Consider the following 12528-nt stretch of genomic DNA (forward strand, 5'->3'; position numbering starts at 1 on the left):
TTCCAAACGGCTGAAAAAAATCTTTTGAACGGACAAAAAAGACAAAAAAAAAGGTCAACCTATTTCAGTATAATACAAAAATGACATACATTTTAGTCGGAATGAGTTTGCTTTTTGTAGCAATAGGATTCATTGTAACGGAAAATAATGCGAAATATCTTCTTTCGGGATATAACACAATGACCGAAGAAGAAAGGAAAAAAGTGGACATTAAATCCTATATCCCATATTTTAGAAAATTCCATATTATTTTGGGCATCTCATTTCTAGTCCTTGGATATGGAATAAACCTGATAAACAAAAATTATGCGGGAATATTTCTAGCCGTTTATCCAATTCTAACTTACATATATTTTGCAATTAACAGTTCAAAATTTTCGGGAGGTTTAAATACAAAATCAAACAAAATTGGACTTTATGTTATTGTTGGTGCATTTATTTTCGTGGTTGGACTCATTTCGTACGGTTTTAAAGAAAACAAAATAGTATTCGATTCGCAAAAAATAGAATTAAAAGGAATTTATGGCGAGACTATAGAAACGGAGCAAATTAAAAGTATTGAAATTGAAAATGAATTACCAAAAATCACTTTAAAAACAAACGGATTTGCACTTGGAGAAATCCGAAAGGGATTTTTTAAAACTGCAAATGGAGAAATAGTAAAGCTGATTTTAAATTCTGAGCAAAAATCCTACATACTTCTCACTAAATCAGATGGGAAAAAAATATATTACTCGGCAAGGGGAAAATCGAACGAGAAAGTACTGAATGAAATAAAAAAAACTTTGCCTAACAACGGCTATAGCAAATAGGGCTGTAAGTGATTAATTCAAAGGCTTGTGTATATTTGTGAGGTCGCCAAATCTTTTGATTTGGCTTTTAGAGAAATAAAACAAAATGCAAAAGATTTTGGCTTAGTGCTTAATCGGAAATTAATCACTTATTTATTCCCGTACTAATCATAGCCGAGATGCCGTATGCAATTTGGCTACGTTACCAATATTTGGTACTTTTGAGTAAAAATATAGTCAAAATGGGAAAAAACACATCAATATCACTCGGAAATCATTTTGAGGATTTTATAAGAGAAGAAGTAAACTCTGGAAGATATGGTTCGGTTAGCGAAGTAATTCGTTCTGCCTTACGTTTGTTAGAACGTGAAGAAAAAAAGGAAAGAGAACTGATTAAAGCTCTAGAAGTTGGAGAAAATAGCGGATTTGTTGAAAACTTTGACCCAAAACAACATCTGAAAGAATTACATCGTAAACACTTATGAGTAAAAACAAATATCGCATAAGTCGACAAGCGATTGAAGATTTAGATAAGATTTGGATTTACACCCTTAATAAATGGTCTAAAGAACAAGCTGACAGATATTATGACTTGATAATTATGGAAATTGAATTTATTGCTGGTAACTTTATAACAGGAAAGTCAGCAGAACTAACTCGAAAGAATTATCGAGTGACCAAAATAAAATCACATCTAATTTTTTATAGAAAAGTGGAAAATGATATCGTGGAAATTGTTAGAGTTTTACACCAACGAATGAACATTAAAAAACGACTGAAATAAAAAACTGCATACAACAATACATAACCGCAATTACGGCGGATTCGACTACGTCCGAATCCACTAGGAATTGCTAAAGCCAGTTCTAAACCGAAAATTAACGCACATGAACCCGTAACTGACGGTTATACGAGCCCGTTGGGCACAATTAAAGAGCATATCCTGAAAACAATGAAAAGAATAATTATTTTATTAATCATTACAGTTGGACTATATTCCTGTTCTGATAAAAAGAGAAAGACTTTTAATGAATATGGAGGAACAATTTTGTATGTTAAACTATTAGAAAACAATACAGATTTTAAAGAAAAATTAAAAAAAAGGTTAAGCTACTATTCAAAATTAAAATTATCAGAATATTCAATTTCTGAAAAGAATAATGAATTAAAAATCACATTAGCATTTTTTTTAGATGAAAATAAGTTAAATAATTTAATATTCTCAAAAGGTCAATTTACTATTACAAAAGGGGATTCTGTCTTTTTCAATTCAAACTCAATTGAAAAGATAAATACAGATTTTAATATGATTGGACAACGTGGAATTAAAGTAAAATTTAAAGAACAGTATAAACAAAAATTGGAAGATTTCACAATCAATAACTTAAATCAAAATGTAAATGTTCTAATTGATACTACAACTATAATGTCTCCAAGAATTGGCGATACGATATCTAATGGAAACCTTAGTATTCTGGTGCTAAAAACTAAAAATTTTGATTCTGACATCGTGAATTCTGTAATGAACAATCCATATAACGAATCAGTCAAAACTGATAAAATTGAGAAACGATTATTTCTTAAATCAAATGAAAAATTAGTCGAAGTTTCTCAAGATATAAATATAGTTTATGGAGAAATAAAAAAGTTAGTAAATAAAAATAAAAATCGTCTTTTTTCTGACTTGAAGTCATTAAATCAGAATGAGCAGTTTTCAATAAAAAAGGAGATAAACACATTATTAGAAAATGACTTATCAGGTTATTTAGCGGTATCAAATTATAAAGAAATAAAAGACTTAAAACAGTCGTTTTTGAATCTAAAAAAAGTTTTAGAGAAATATGACTCAGGTAATGAATTAATAAATATGATTAAATCGATAAATGAACTGACTGAGTTCGAAATTTTTGAAATAAAATAACTGTGCCTAACAAAGTATAAAATTAATTGCTGGTAAAAGCCTGCTTACGAAAATCCTCGCAGATTTTCTATTCGGTTTGTATTTGTTAAATTCGTCGCTTAACCACGCAACAAACCATATACAACAACGCTGCCCCACATTTGATAAAAAACACACTAAACTTGAAAAAAGAATACATTTTTAAATCGGAAAGGCTCGGATTTCGCAATTGGACGGAAAGCGATTTGAAAGAATTGGAAACAATGAATTCAGATGTTGAAGTAATGGAGCATTTTCCAAAAATCTTGACAAAAAAAGAAAATAAGCAATTATTTGAGAAACTAAAACTTCATTATAAAAAACATAATCATACTTATTTCGCAACAGAAATTTTAGAGTGTGGAGAATTAATTGGTTTTATAGCTCTGGCATTTCAAGAATATAAAACTGACTTTACACCTGCTATTGATATTGGTTGGCGATTAAAAAAAAGTGCTTGGGGGAAAGGTTTTGCAACGGAAGGTGCTAGAAAATGTCTTGATTTTGGATTTAATAAACTGAATTTAGATAATATAATCTCAACTTGTACTGAGAATAACTCTAAATCAGAAAATGTTATGAAAAAAATCGGAATGGAGAAAATCGGAGAATTTAAGCATCCGGAATTGCAAGAATATCCTGAATACGAAAAATGTATTTGTTACGGAATAAATAAAAACGTGTGGCAACACCGTGTATAAGTGCTCAAAAACACTGAAAAACCAAAAATGAATAGATTAATAACAAAATTAAACTCTGTCTTACCTATTTCATTAGAAGAACAAAATTTAATAGAAAATAATATTAATTTAGAAACTATTAATAAAGGTGAAATTTATTCTGAACGAGGGAAAATTTGCCGAAAATTGGGTTTCGTATTAGATGGTGTGTTTAAAGTTGTAAGGACAAACTCTAATGACGATGAATTTATACAATATTTTACTACAGAAGGACATTTTGCTGTAGATATAGATAGTTTTACCAATAAAACACCATCAAAAGAATACATAAAGGCTTTAACAAGGTGTTCAGTCCTAAGAATAACAGACAACTCTTTCAAATTATTTGAAGATAAAATTGTTAATTTTTCTAAAATAATAAGTTTAATTAAAGAACAAGCATTACTTGAAAAATATAACTTAAAAAGTGAAATGTTTGTAGATGACGCACTAACAAAATATAATAAATTATTACAACGACACCCATCAATAATTCAACGTATTCCTCAAAATCAAATTGCGTCTTTTTTAGGTATCACTCAATACACTCTTAGTCGAATAAGAGCAAGAAAGTAATTTTTTGTCATAGAGCAAACTTTTTGTTTTTTTATTACTCTAGTTTTATTCCAAATTAATAAAATTAGATAATGACCAAATTAAAAAATAAAACAGCAATAGTTACAGGTGCTTCAAAAGGTATTGGAGCTGAAATAGCAAAAGCGATAGCAAGAGAAGGAGCAAAAGTTATCGTTAATTATTTTTCAGACCATAACGGAGCTGAATCTGTTGTGAAAACGATTACAAAAAACGGAGGCACTGCAATAGCTATAAAAGCTAACATCACAAAATCAGAAGATGTAAAAAATCTATTTGAGCAATCCAATAAAGCATTTGGAAATCTTGATATACTAATAAATAATGCTGGGGTATATAATTTTGAACCCATAGAGGTTGTCACAGAAAAAGAATTTTACCATCAATTTAGCAATAATGTTTTAAGTACAATAATTTGTATTCAAGAGGCATTAAAAATTTTCAATAGAAATGGTGCCAGCATTATAAATATTAGCTCTATTGCAAGTGTTAAACCTACACCTATGTCTGTAGTTTATTCTGCTAGTAAAAGTGCTGTAGATTCTATTACTCAAACATTATCAAAAGAATTAGGAGCAAAAAACATTCGCGTAAATTCAATTTTGCCTGGTCCAACTCAAACAGAAGGAAATCAAATTGCAGGAACAGAGATAGAAAATTTTGTAGTCGCAAACACAGCATTGGGAAGAATTGGACAACCTAAGGACATCTCAGAATTAGCTGTCTTTTTAGCTTCCGATGATTCTTCTTGGATTACAGGACAAAAAATAGGTGTTTCAGGAGGTTTTGAATAAAAAAATAAACAATGATAAAATCAACAGTAAAAGAAATAAAAGAACGTTTTGATAATGATGTCGAAAGATTTTCAAATCTAGATACTGGTCAAGTAGCTACAATTGATGCAAAAATATCTCTTGAACTTTTAACCGAAGCTTCTAAAAGAATTATACCTAATGCTAAAAACTTATTAGATATAGGTTGTGGAGCAGGAAATTATAGTTTAAAAATGTTAACTAAAATTGCTAACTTAAACTGTACTTTAGTTGATTTGAGCAAACCTATGTTAGATAAAGCAAAGGAAAGAGTCTCTGCCAAAACAAACAACAAAGTAGAAACTATCCAAGGAGATATTCGTGAAGTAGAGTTAAAAGAAAAAAGTTTTGACATTATATTAGCTGGAGCAGTATTGCACCATCTACGAGATGACAACGACTGGGAAACTACTTTTAATAAACTATATAATTTACTTAAACCAGGGGGATGTTTAATGATTTCAGATTTAATAACTCAAGAAACTAATACTGTTAATAAATATACTTGGGAACGTTATGGAGATTATCTAGAAAGTATAGATGGAAAGGAATACAGAAATAAAGTTCTAGATTATGTAGAAAAAGAAGATTCACCTAGGTCAATGACTTATCAGCTAGAATTAATGAGAAAAGTAGGTTTCAAAAAGACTGAAATTTTACACAAAAATATGTGTTTTGGTGCGTTTGGAGGTATTAAATAAAAACCTACACACAACAATGCATAAAAAACATAGGGCATTTGGTACTTAATCGAATGTCCTTTTATTTTTTTAAAGTCGCCAAATATAAAATATAGCATTTTCAACAAAAAAGATAAAAGCAAAATATGTGGCTATTGAAGATATTGGCAATGTTATACGGTAAGTATGTTGATAATAAAAAAATCAACCTTGATTTGACATTATCTGAACTTAATATTGATGATAATTTAGGACTTTTGCCTATAGAAAAACAAGCAACTATTCGAGATCTGATAAGTGCAAAATAAGGCATTTACCATCCCGCTTCCAATGGAGGAGATGACACAAAGTATTCACCATCAAGAGGCTCTCAAAAACCAGGAGAATACCACTTATACAATAACTGGGACTTTAATGCCGCTGGTGGAATTTTCGAGCAGTTAACAAAACTTAATATTTATGATGCACTAGAAAAAGATATTGCTATACCTATAAAGATGCAAGATTTCAATCGTTCCCTACAGCGAAAGGAGGGCAATCCAGAAAAATCGAAGTTTTTAGCATATCACATGTGGTTTTCTACCAGAGATATGGCTCGACTTGGACATTTGATGCTTCGCAATGGAAAATGGGAAAACACTCAGGTTTTCCTGAATGGTGGGTTAAGCAAATAACAAGCATAGTAACTCCTTTAAATGAGATGAATCCTGAACGTGTGAGAACTTGGGGTAGAGCCTATGGATATATGTGGTGGAGAATGATTGAAGATAAACATGTAGAAACATATGAAGGGGCTTTTGCTGCTTCAAGAGCTTATGGACAATTTATAACAGTACTACCTAAATTAAATATGGTTATTGCTCATAAGACTCACTCAAAGTATGGGAGACACACTGATGGTCGAAAATATCGTTAATTAGTAAATTTAATAATTGAATCTTACAATGAAGATATTAATGATTAACTATTTTTTATAAAAAAAAGCCCACAACAAGGCATAAAAATAATAGCGGTTTAAAACTCCTAAGGAAATAATGAATTCCGAACTTAAATTTGTAGCTTAGACTCAATAAAAAAAGCAACATTTGTTGCGTTAGAACCTTGAATGCAGCAATGCAAAAAGTTGAAAAATTTTCACCAGAAATTAATAAAGTATACTTTATAGAAAGTCATACTCTTATTCATATTCTTTCCGGAAAAGGAAGCATTCAAGTTGATTTTAAAAACTATTTTGATTGGCAAGAAAAAGCAATTTTTCTAGAAAAAGGACAATACATTAAATTCTTGTCAGATGACTTTACAGTTAGACGAATAGAATTTTTAAATGAAAGGAAATTTTATGATAAAGATGTAAGAGTATTATTTAAACACCTAATTTCTTTAGGTTATATTGACTTATTAGAATGTGATGAATGTAAATCGTTCCTATCTGAAACAGCCTTAACTAATAATTCTGCTAATATAATTGATGTGTCTTCTAAACAATGGTTTTGGCAAAATCCTTTCAAAGCTAACAAAGAAGAGTACCAAGTAATTTTTGATGCTAAAGACATAATAGACAAAGAATATTCAAATAAATTAACAAGTATTGATTTAGTTAATTTAATTAACGACAGAGGATATAATGCTCAAGCACTAATTAAAAATAAAATTGGTTTAACAGTCAAAAACTTAATAACGTCAAAAAGGCTACAAGAAAGCCTTAAAGAAGTCGCATTCACAAGTAAAAACATTCAAGAAATTTCTTATGATTTAGGATATAAAGATGATGCTTATTTCAATAGAGTTTTTAAAAAATCAATTGGGCAAACACCAAAACAGTTTAGACAAAACTTCGATTTCGAAAATAGAGATTTATTCTCGCAAGATATTTTAGAACTACTAAAAAAATATCACACGCAAGAAAGGTCTCTTGAGTTTTACGCTAATGAAATGAACCTTTCTATAAAAGCATTGTCTAATAAAGTTCGAGCTAAAATGAATACTTCTTTAGGTCAGTTAATACGATTAGAATTAATAAATTCTGCTAAATTAATGATACTCGAAGGACAATCCATTGTCTCTATTTCTAGACAACTAGGATTTGAAGAACCAAATCATTTTTCGAGATTCTTTAAACATTATTCTAAAGTTACACCTTCCGAATTCAAATTAAAAAAGTACAATTCTTAGTCTTTTTTTTGTAGCAACTAAGCTTTAATACCATCTCATCTTTGCAGTATAATTTTAAAACAAAAAGGATGAATATTAAAGAACAAGTACAAAAAATTGATGCGATAGTTTCACAAGGAGCAATCGTTGATGCCGTAAAAGAATTCTTTGCAGACAATGCTAATACTTCAGATTACGGAAATGGAGGAACCACAGGAAAAACAGAAATGATTGCAAAAATGGAAGCATTTGCTGGTGCAATTGCAAAAGTAAATGGTATTACACATCATCATTCTATTGTAGATGGAAATGTATCAGCATCAGAATTCACATTCGATTTCGATATGAAAGATGGAAGTAAGATTTACTGGCACGAAATTATTCGTAGAATTTGGAATGATGAAGGAAAAGTAATTCAAGAAGAATACTTCAACGCAGAATAGTTAAAATAAACAACAATTTAAAATATAAGAAAATGAAAAAATCAATTAAAACAACAATTTTAGGATTAGCTCTAGTAATGAGTTCAGTAGTATTTGCTCAAGATAAAATGGCGAATAACATAGATAATAGTAACATTGCACTTGCTGGTTATAGTCCTGTTTCATACTTAGATTTGGGGTTAGCTCAAAAAGGAAATAAAAACTTTAAATCTGAGCACAAAAAAGTAGTGTACTATTTCACATCAGCTGAACAAAAAACTACGTTTGACAAAAATCCTGGAAAATACCTTCCTCAATATGGCGGTTTTTGTGCATTTGGTTGCTATGCAGGAGCAAAATTTAGAGTTGACCCAAATAAATTTATTGTAGAAGATGGAAAATACTATCTGTATTTAAACAATGTGGAACTTGATGCAAAACAATTATGGTTGGCTGAAAATAATCACAGCAAATTAAAAGGTACTGCAGATAAGAATTGGAAAAACTTAAGTAAAACTCATAATTAAAAAATAAAGTTATGAAATTTGTAACCAAGAGAATTCACGCATTTTTAGATTATCCTGTTGCTATTGCATTAATAGCGCTTCCTTTTCTACTTGGATTAGGAGATTCAAGTCCTTTAGCCTTACAACTTTCAGTGGTAACAGGAATTGCAGCTTTTATTTTAACACTGCTAACAGACCATCATTTGGGAGTGTTTAAGGTAATTTCTTATAAAATGCATTTAGTAGTAGACTTTTTAGTCGCAATTGTATTTATCATTACACCTTTTGCTTTTTCGTTCGATGGAATAGATGCCTATTATTATTGGATTAATGGGGTTGCAGTTTTAACTGTAGTTAGTTTACATAAATCTGAGATAGTTGTTTAAAATCATTGAGAATATCGTTTGTTAACAACGTTTATAAGTAATAGCGATTTAAGTAATAATTCAAATTGCTATTACTTTTTATTTTGTAAATTACTTTCTGAAAAAGTAGTAATTATTAATTCGTTACTACTCACAAATAAGACCCGTTAACGGTAATTAAAACCAACCTATATGAAAAATACAATCGTACTACTTCTAATACTTTTTGTTTCTTGTAAATCACCTTCAGACAAGAAAACCGAAACAAAGGATACTAAATTAGAACAATTGCGGACAAGTATTGATTCACTATTTAATTCTAATATCGGAGAAAATGAACCTGGAGCAGCTATACTTGTTTCTTATAAGGGTAAAATGATTATTGGCAAAGGCTACGGAATGAGGGATCTGACAGAAAATCAACCGATAACAAAAAGCACTAATATGAGGATGGCTTCTGTTAGTAAACAATTCACAGCACTAACTATACTAAAACTTGTTGATGAAGGAAAAATATCATTAAATGATTCTGTTTATTCAATTTTTCCAATAGAAACTTTTAAGGATGGAACTACAATCGAGCAATTAATAAATCATACTTCTGGAAAAGCTGACGCTGAAGAAGCGTTTTTTAAAGAATGGGATTCTACAATGATAGCAAACAATAAAAATATTTTAGAATGGTATTCTAGTGAAAATCGTACAATCACAAAACCAGGAGAAAAATATCAATACAATAATGGGATATATGAATTCATTCCTTGTATTGTTGAAAAAGTGAGTGGACAAGAATTTGCTGAATTTGCAAAGAAAAATATATTCAATAAAGCTGGAATGAAAAAAACCAATTTTTTCAATCTTACAAAACCTATTGAAATTGAAGAAAGAGCATTTTGCTATGAAAAAGACAGTTTAGGTAATTGGAAAAAAATGGATGGTCATTTTTTAAATGGTCTTTTAGGAGCTGGTGGAGTATATACAAGTGTAAATGATTATTTTCAATATGACCTAGCTTTAAGAAATAAGACTATTCTTTCTGAAAAAACTCACGAAATAATATTCAAGCCTAGTTCTACGAATAAAAATAATGGAGTTGAACGTTATTATGCAATGGGTTGGGGTGTTACAGACAGTACTGCAACGCATACAGGAGGTTGGTTTGGCACAAATACATTTACTAAAAGATATTTAAACAAGCCTTTAACAATAGCAATATTTATGAATCGAAAAACATTATTCACCAATAACTTGGCTAAAAAGACAGATTCATTAGTTGTCGAATATGTAAAAAACTACCGCTAACAACTTATATGAAAAATTGTTAGTTTTACCCTAAACCAAAGTTTGATACTTTGTTTTATAACTTCTGATTTTACTTTGGAAAATCCTCGCGTACAAACACGCAACTTTTAATATACATAAACGATAGCAGCCATTGCATGTCGCAAAAATTAGAAAAAGAACTAATAGAAATTATTGAAAGTGATCTATGGATGGCTAACATTTTAAAAGTAATTAGAGATCTAAACTTAAATGATTTTTGGATTGGAGCTGGTTTTATAAGAAATAAAGTTTGGGATGTAAAACATGGCAAAAACTGGACAAAGCTTAATGATATTGATGTCATATATTTTAATAAATTAAGCAAGGATGCATATTAGACATGAACAATACACTAATTGCAATCAAGCAATTACTTTTTGGCCTTAAACGGCAACTTCTATAGCAATAAGACTAAGTTTTGAAAACCAAATTAAATATATAGCACCATATGGTTTAGAAGATTTGTTTAACCTTTTAGTGAGACCAACACCAAAATTTGATTTGGTTATTTACAATGCTAGAATAGAAAACAAAAAATGAAATGAGATATGGGGCAAATTAAAAATAGAGCATGCATATAGTGAAAAAATTGATAGATAAACTCCAATAGTTTAACAATGAAAAACTATGAGGTCTTGGAAACTTCCAATTTTAACAATTAATATGTCACGTTTTTATAAATTGAATTGTCTTAGTTCCTAAAAGCAAAATTTAGATTTGAAAAATTATCACGACATACTGTTTCCATTCGCTTATAACATCCTTGGTTCTTCAGAAGATGCGAAAGACACAATTCAAGATATTCTAATAAAATACCTTTTGATTGACAAAAAGCATATTGAAAATGAAATTGGTTACCTAATCAAATCTGTCATCAATCAATCTATCAACTTAAAAAAGAAGAAAAAAGCAATATCTTTAAATAATCTTTGGCTTCCAGAGCCACTTTCTACCGAAAATGCAGATGACAAAATAAATTACAATGAGATTTTATCTTATTCAATGCTAACACTTCTAGAAAAATTAACAGCAAAAGAACGTGCCGTTTTTATTTTAAAAGTAGCTTTTGAATATTCCCATAAAGAAATTGCTGAAACCATTGGCTTTACAATTGAAAATTCAAGAAAATTATTAAGTAGAGCAAAAATTAAACTGAATACTAGTAAAACAAAAAACAATAATATTCAGAAAAATGAAACCCAAAAATTGAAGCAATACATTGAAGCTATGCAAAATGGAAACATGTCCGCTTTAGAAAAACTACTATCTAAAGACATACTATTTGCTGCAGATGGAGGAAAAAACATTAAAGTAGTTAGAGAATTAACAAGTGGTATAAAAAGCACTTCTAAGTTATTACTTTATGTTTATAAAGCCTTTTTAACTGGTCTAGAGATTAAAAATACCATCATAAATCACCAACCTGCTATTCTTTTTTATCAAAATGATGACCTTAAAAATTGTCAAATATTTGAAATAGAAAAAAATAAGATTGTAAATATCTACTCTATTGTTGATCCAAATAAACTAAAATCACTTTCCTTATAAAGTTTGTCACGTTTTCTCTTTTTGTTTTGTCTTACTATTGAACATAACATATCAATAGATGCAAAAATTATTACGAATAGATGCCAGCTTAAGAAAAGAAGGTTCACACTCAAGACAATTAGCTGATTATTTTGAAAAGAATTGGTTAAAAGTCCATCCAACAGGAAAAGTGATTTATAAAGACTTAACAAAAACTGAAATACCTCACTTGCAAAATGAAACAGTAGAAGCATTCCATATTCCTTTGAAAGAGCAAAACAAGATTAACAAACAAGCCACAAGGTTATCTGACAAACTTATTTCAGAACTAAAATCTGCAGACTACGTACTCATTAGTAGTCCTTTGTATAATTTAAATATACCATCAACTTTAAAATCATACTTAGATCACATCATTAGATCTGAACATACATTTAGAGTAAATAAAGATGGTAGTTATCAAGGTTTACTCAAAAACACGAAAGCATATGTAATTACAACTATAGGCGAAACGTATAAAGGTACAACAATGGCTTCGCTTGATTTTCAAGAACCATATCTCAAAACAATTTTCGGTTTTATCAATTTAGAGCTTAAAGCAATTTTTTCTCTTGAAGGAACAGCTTATCCGGAGCTTCTAGAAAAGAATAATAAAATACAACAGGAAAAGATTTTAATGAACTTACAAAATATTTAATC

The 12528-nt window shown here is 29.5% G+C and carries 19 protein-coding genes; all 19 read left to right on the forward strand.

Annotation, left to right across the window (positions count from 1 at the left end; genetic code table 11):
* The first annotated feature begins 80 nt into the window (after positions 1 to 80).
* The 19 genes from Q0945_RS04405 (at position 81) to Q0945_RS04490 (ending at position 12526) form a co-directional block, all read left to right on the forward strand.
* The gene (locus tag Q0945_RS04405) at positions 81 to 812 is read left to right on the forward strand and encodes a DUF3784 domain-containing protein (protein ID WP_299431177.1); all 732 of its coding nucleotides are present in this window, start codon (positions 81 to 83) and stop codon (positions 810 to 812) included.
* Positions 813 to 1033: 221 nt separating this feature from the next.
* The gene (locus tag Q0945_RS04410) at positions 1034 to 1276 is read left to right on the forward strand and encodes a type II toxin-antitoxin system ParD family antitoxin (protein ID WP_028284019.1); all 243 of its coding nucleotides are present in this window, start codon (positions 1034 to 1036) and stop codon (positions 1274 to 1276) included.
* Entirely contained in the window at positions 1273 to 1575 is a 303-nt protein-coding gene (locus Q0945_RS04415; protein ID WP_299431179.1) for a type II toxin-antitoxin system RelE/ParE family toxin, read from the forward strand. The genes Q0945_RS04410 and Q0945_RS04415 overlap by 4 nt, the downstream gene beginning before the upstream one ends.
* 168 nt (positions 1576 to 1743) lie before the next feature.
* Positions 1744 to 2712 carry a hypothetical protein gene (locus tag Q0945_RS04420; RefSeq protein WP_299431181.1) on the forward strand — a complete coding sequence of 323 codons (969 nt, stop codon included), beginning with the start codon at positions 1744 to 1746 and terminating at the stop codon, positions 2710 to 2712.
* Between the two features lie 161 nt (positions 2713 to 2873).
* Positions 2874 to 3431: a GNAT family N-acetyltransferase gene (locus tag Q0945_RS04425; RefSeq protein WP_299431183.1), complete on the forward strand. Its 558-nt coding sequence runs from the start codon at positions 2874 to 2876 to the stop codon at positions 3429 to 3431.
* Positions 3432 to 3458: 27 nt separating this feature from the next.
* A complete protein-coding gene (locus Q0945_RS04430) occupies positions 3459 to 4025 on the forward strand; it encodes a cyclic nucleotide-binding domain-containing protein (RefSeq protein ID WP_299431185.1) in 567 nt (188 codons plus the stop codon).
* A 71-nt stretch (positions 4026 to 4096) separates the two neighbouring features.
* A complete protein-coding gene (locus Q0945_RS04435) occupies positions 4097 to 4837 on the forward strand; it encodes a glucose 1-dehydrogenase (RefSeq protein ID WP_299431187.1) in 741 nt (246 codons plus the stop codon).
* Positions 4838 to 4848: 11 nt separating this feature from the next.
* A complete protein-coding gene (locus tag Q0945_RS04440) occupies positions 4849 to 5556 on the forward strand; it encodes a class I SAM-dependent methyltransferase (protein WP_299431189.1) in 708 nt (235 codons plus the stop codon).
* A 134-nt stretch (positions 5557 to 5690) separates the two neighbouring features.
* A complete protein-coding gene (locus tag Q0945_RS04445) occupies positions 5691 to 5843 on the forward strand; it encodes a hypothetical protein (RefSeq protein WP_299431191.1) in 153 nt (50 codons plus the stop codon).
* 320 nt (positions 5844 to 6163) lie between these two features.
* Positions 6164 to 6451: a hypothetical protein gene (locus tag Q0945_RS04450; RefSeq protein WP_299431193.1), complete on the forward strand. Its 288-nt coding sequence runs from the start codon at positions 6164 to 6166 to the stop codon at positions 6449 to 6451.
* A gap of 197 nt (positions 6452 to 6648) precedes the next feature.
* Positions 6649 to 7707 (forward strand): AraC family transcriptional regulator, encoded by a 1059-nt coding sequence (locus Q0945_RS04455; RefSeq protein ID WP_299431195.1) that lies wholly within the window; start codon positions 6649 to 6651, stop codon positions 7705 to 7707.
* Positions 7708 to 7775: 68 nt separating this feature from the next.
* On the forward strand, positions 7776 to 8129 hold the full coding sequence (locus Q0945_RS04460) for a hypothetical protein (RefSeq protein WP_299431197.1): 354 nt from the start codon (positions 7776 to 7778) through the stop codon (positions 8127 to 8129).
* A gap of 32 nt (positions 8130 to 8161) precedes the next feature.
* The gene (locus Q0945_RS04465) at positions 8162 to 8635 is read left to right on the forward strand and encodes a YHS domain-containing (seleno)protein (RefSeq protein WP_299431199.1); all 474 of its coding nucleotides are present in this window, start codon (positions 8162 to 8164) and stop codon (positions 8633 to 8635) included.
* 11 nt (positions 8636 to 8646) lie between these two features.
* Complete coding sequence (locus Q0945_RS04470) at positions 8647 to 9000, forward strand: hypothetical protein (RefSeq protein WP_299431201.1); 354 nt, start codon at positions 8647 to 8649, stop codon at positions 8998 to 9000.
* A 171-nt stretch (positions 9001 to 9171) separates the two neighbouring features.
* Positions 9172 to 10281, forward strand: a complete 1110-nt coding sequence (locus Q0945_RS04475) for a serine hydrolase domain-containing protein (RefSeq protein ID WP_299431203.1) — start codon at positions 9172 to 9174, stop codon at positions 10279 to 10281.
* A gap of 137 nt (positions 10282 to 10418) precedes the next feature.
* The gene (locus tag Q0945_RS04480; protein ID WP_299431205.1) at positions 10419 to 10640 is read left to right on the forward strand and encodes a nucleotidyltransferase family protein; all 222 of its coding nucleotides are present in this window, start codon (positions 10419 to 10421) and stop codon (positions 10638 to 10640) included.
* Between the two features lie 61 nt (positions 10641 to 10701).
* Positions 10702 to 10842, forward strand: a complete 141-nt coding sequence (locus Q0945_RS16120; RefSeq protein ID WP_366135938.1) for a nucleotidyltransferase family protein — start codon at positions 10702 to 10704, stop codon at positions 10840 to 10842.
* Positions 10843 to 11019: 177 nt separating this feature from the next.
* Complete coding sequence (locus Q0945_RS04485; RefSeq protein ID WP_299431207.1) at positions 11020 to 11850, forward strand: sigma-70 family RNA polymerase sigma factor; 831 nt, start codon at positions 11020 to 11022, stop codon at positions 11848 to 11850.
* A 58-nt stretch (positions 11851 to 11908) separates the two neighbouring features.
* Entirely contained in the window at positions 11909 to 12526 is a 618-nt protein-coding gene (locus Q0945_RS04490; RefSeq protein ID WP_299431209.1) for an NAD(P)H-dependent oxidoreductase, read from the forward strand.
* The last annotated feature ends 2 nt before the right edge of the window (positions 12527 to 12528 follow it).

This window comes from uncultured Maribacter sp. (assembly GCF_947500405.1).
Lineage (GTDB): Bacteria > Bacteroidota > Bacteroidia > Flavobacteriales > Flavobacteriaceae > Maribacter_B.

What these genes read in the sequence shown, in the direction of transcription:
- Q0945_RS04405 (WP_299431177.1), top strand. Translation starts at nt 81, where the DNA reads ATGACATACATTTTAGTCGGAATGAGTTTGCTTTTTGTAGCAATAGGA.
- Q0945_RS04410 (WP_028284019.1), top strand. Translation starts at nt 1,034, where the DNA reads ATGGGAAAAAACACATCAATATCACTCGGAAATCATTTTGAGGATTTT.
- Q0945_RS04415 (WP_299431179.1), top strand. Translation starts at nt 1,273, where the DNA reads ATGAGTAAAAACAAATATCGCATAAGTCGACAAGCGATTGAAGATTTA.
- Q0945_RS04420 (WP_299431181.1), top strand. Translation starts at nt 1,744, where the DNA reads ATGAAAAGAATAATTATTTTATTAATCATTACAGTTGGACTATATTCC.
- Q0945_RS04430 (WP_299431185.1), top strand. Translation starts at nt 3,459, where the DNA reads ATGAATAGATTAATAACAAAATTAAACTCTGTCTTACCTATTTCATTA.
- Q0945_RS04435 (WP_299431187.1), top strand. Translation starts at nt 4,097, where the DNA reads ATGACCAAATTAAAAAATAAAACAGCAATAGTTACAGGTGCTTCAAAA.
- Q0945_RS04440 (WP_299431189.1), top strand. Translation starts at nt 4,849, where the DNA reads ATGATAAAATCAACAGTAAAAGAAATAAAAGAACGTTTTGATAATGAT.
- Q0945_RS04450 (WP_299431193.1), top strand. Translation starts at nt 6,164, where the DNA reads ATGGGAAAACACTCAGGTTTTCCTGAATGGTGGGTTAAGCAAATAACA.
- Q0945_RS04455 (WP_299431195.1), top strand. Translation starts at nt 6,649, where the DNA reads ATGCAAAAAGTTGAAAAATTTTCACCAGAAATTAATAAAGTATACTTT.
- Q0945_RS04460 (WP_299431197.1), top strand. Translation starts at nt 7,776, where the DNA reads ATGAATATTAAAGAACAAGTACAAAAAATTGATGCGATAGTTTCACAA.
- Q0945_RS04465 (WP_299431199.1), top strand. Translation starts at nt 8,162, where the DNA reads ATGAAAAAATCAATTAAAACAACAATTTTAGGATTAGCTCTAGTAATG.
- Q0945_RS04470 (WP_299431201.1), top strand. Translation starts at nt 8,647, where the DNA reads ATGAAATTTGTAACCAAGAGAATTCACGCATTTTTAGATTATCCTGTT.
- Q0945_RS04475 (WP_299431203.1), top strand. Translation starts at nt 9,172, where the DNA reads ATGAAAAATACAATCGTACTACTTCTAATACTTTTTGTTTCTTGTAAA.
- Q0945_RS04480 (WP_299431205.1), top strand. Translation starts at nt 10,419, where the DNA reads ATGTCGCAAAAATTAGAAAAAGAACTAATAGAAATTATTGAAAGTGAT.
- Q0945_RS04490 (WP_299431209.1), top strand. Translation starts at nt 11,909, where the DNA reads ATGCAAAAATTATTACGAATAGATGCCAGCTTAAGAAAAGAAGGTTCA.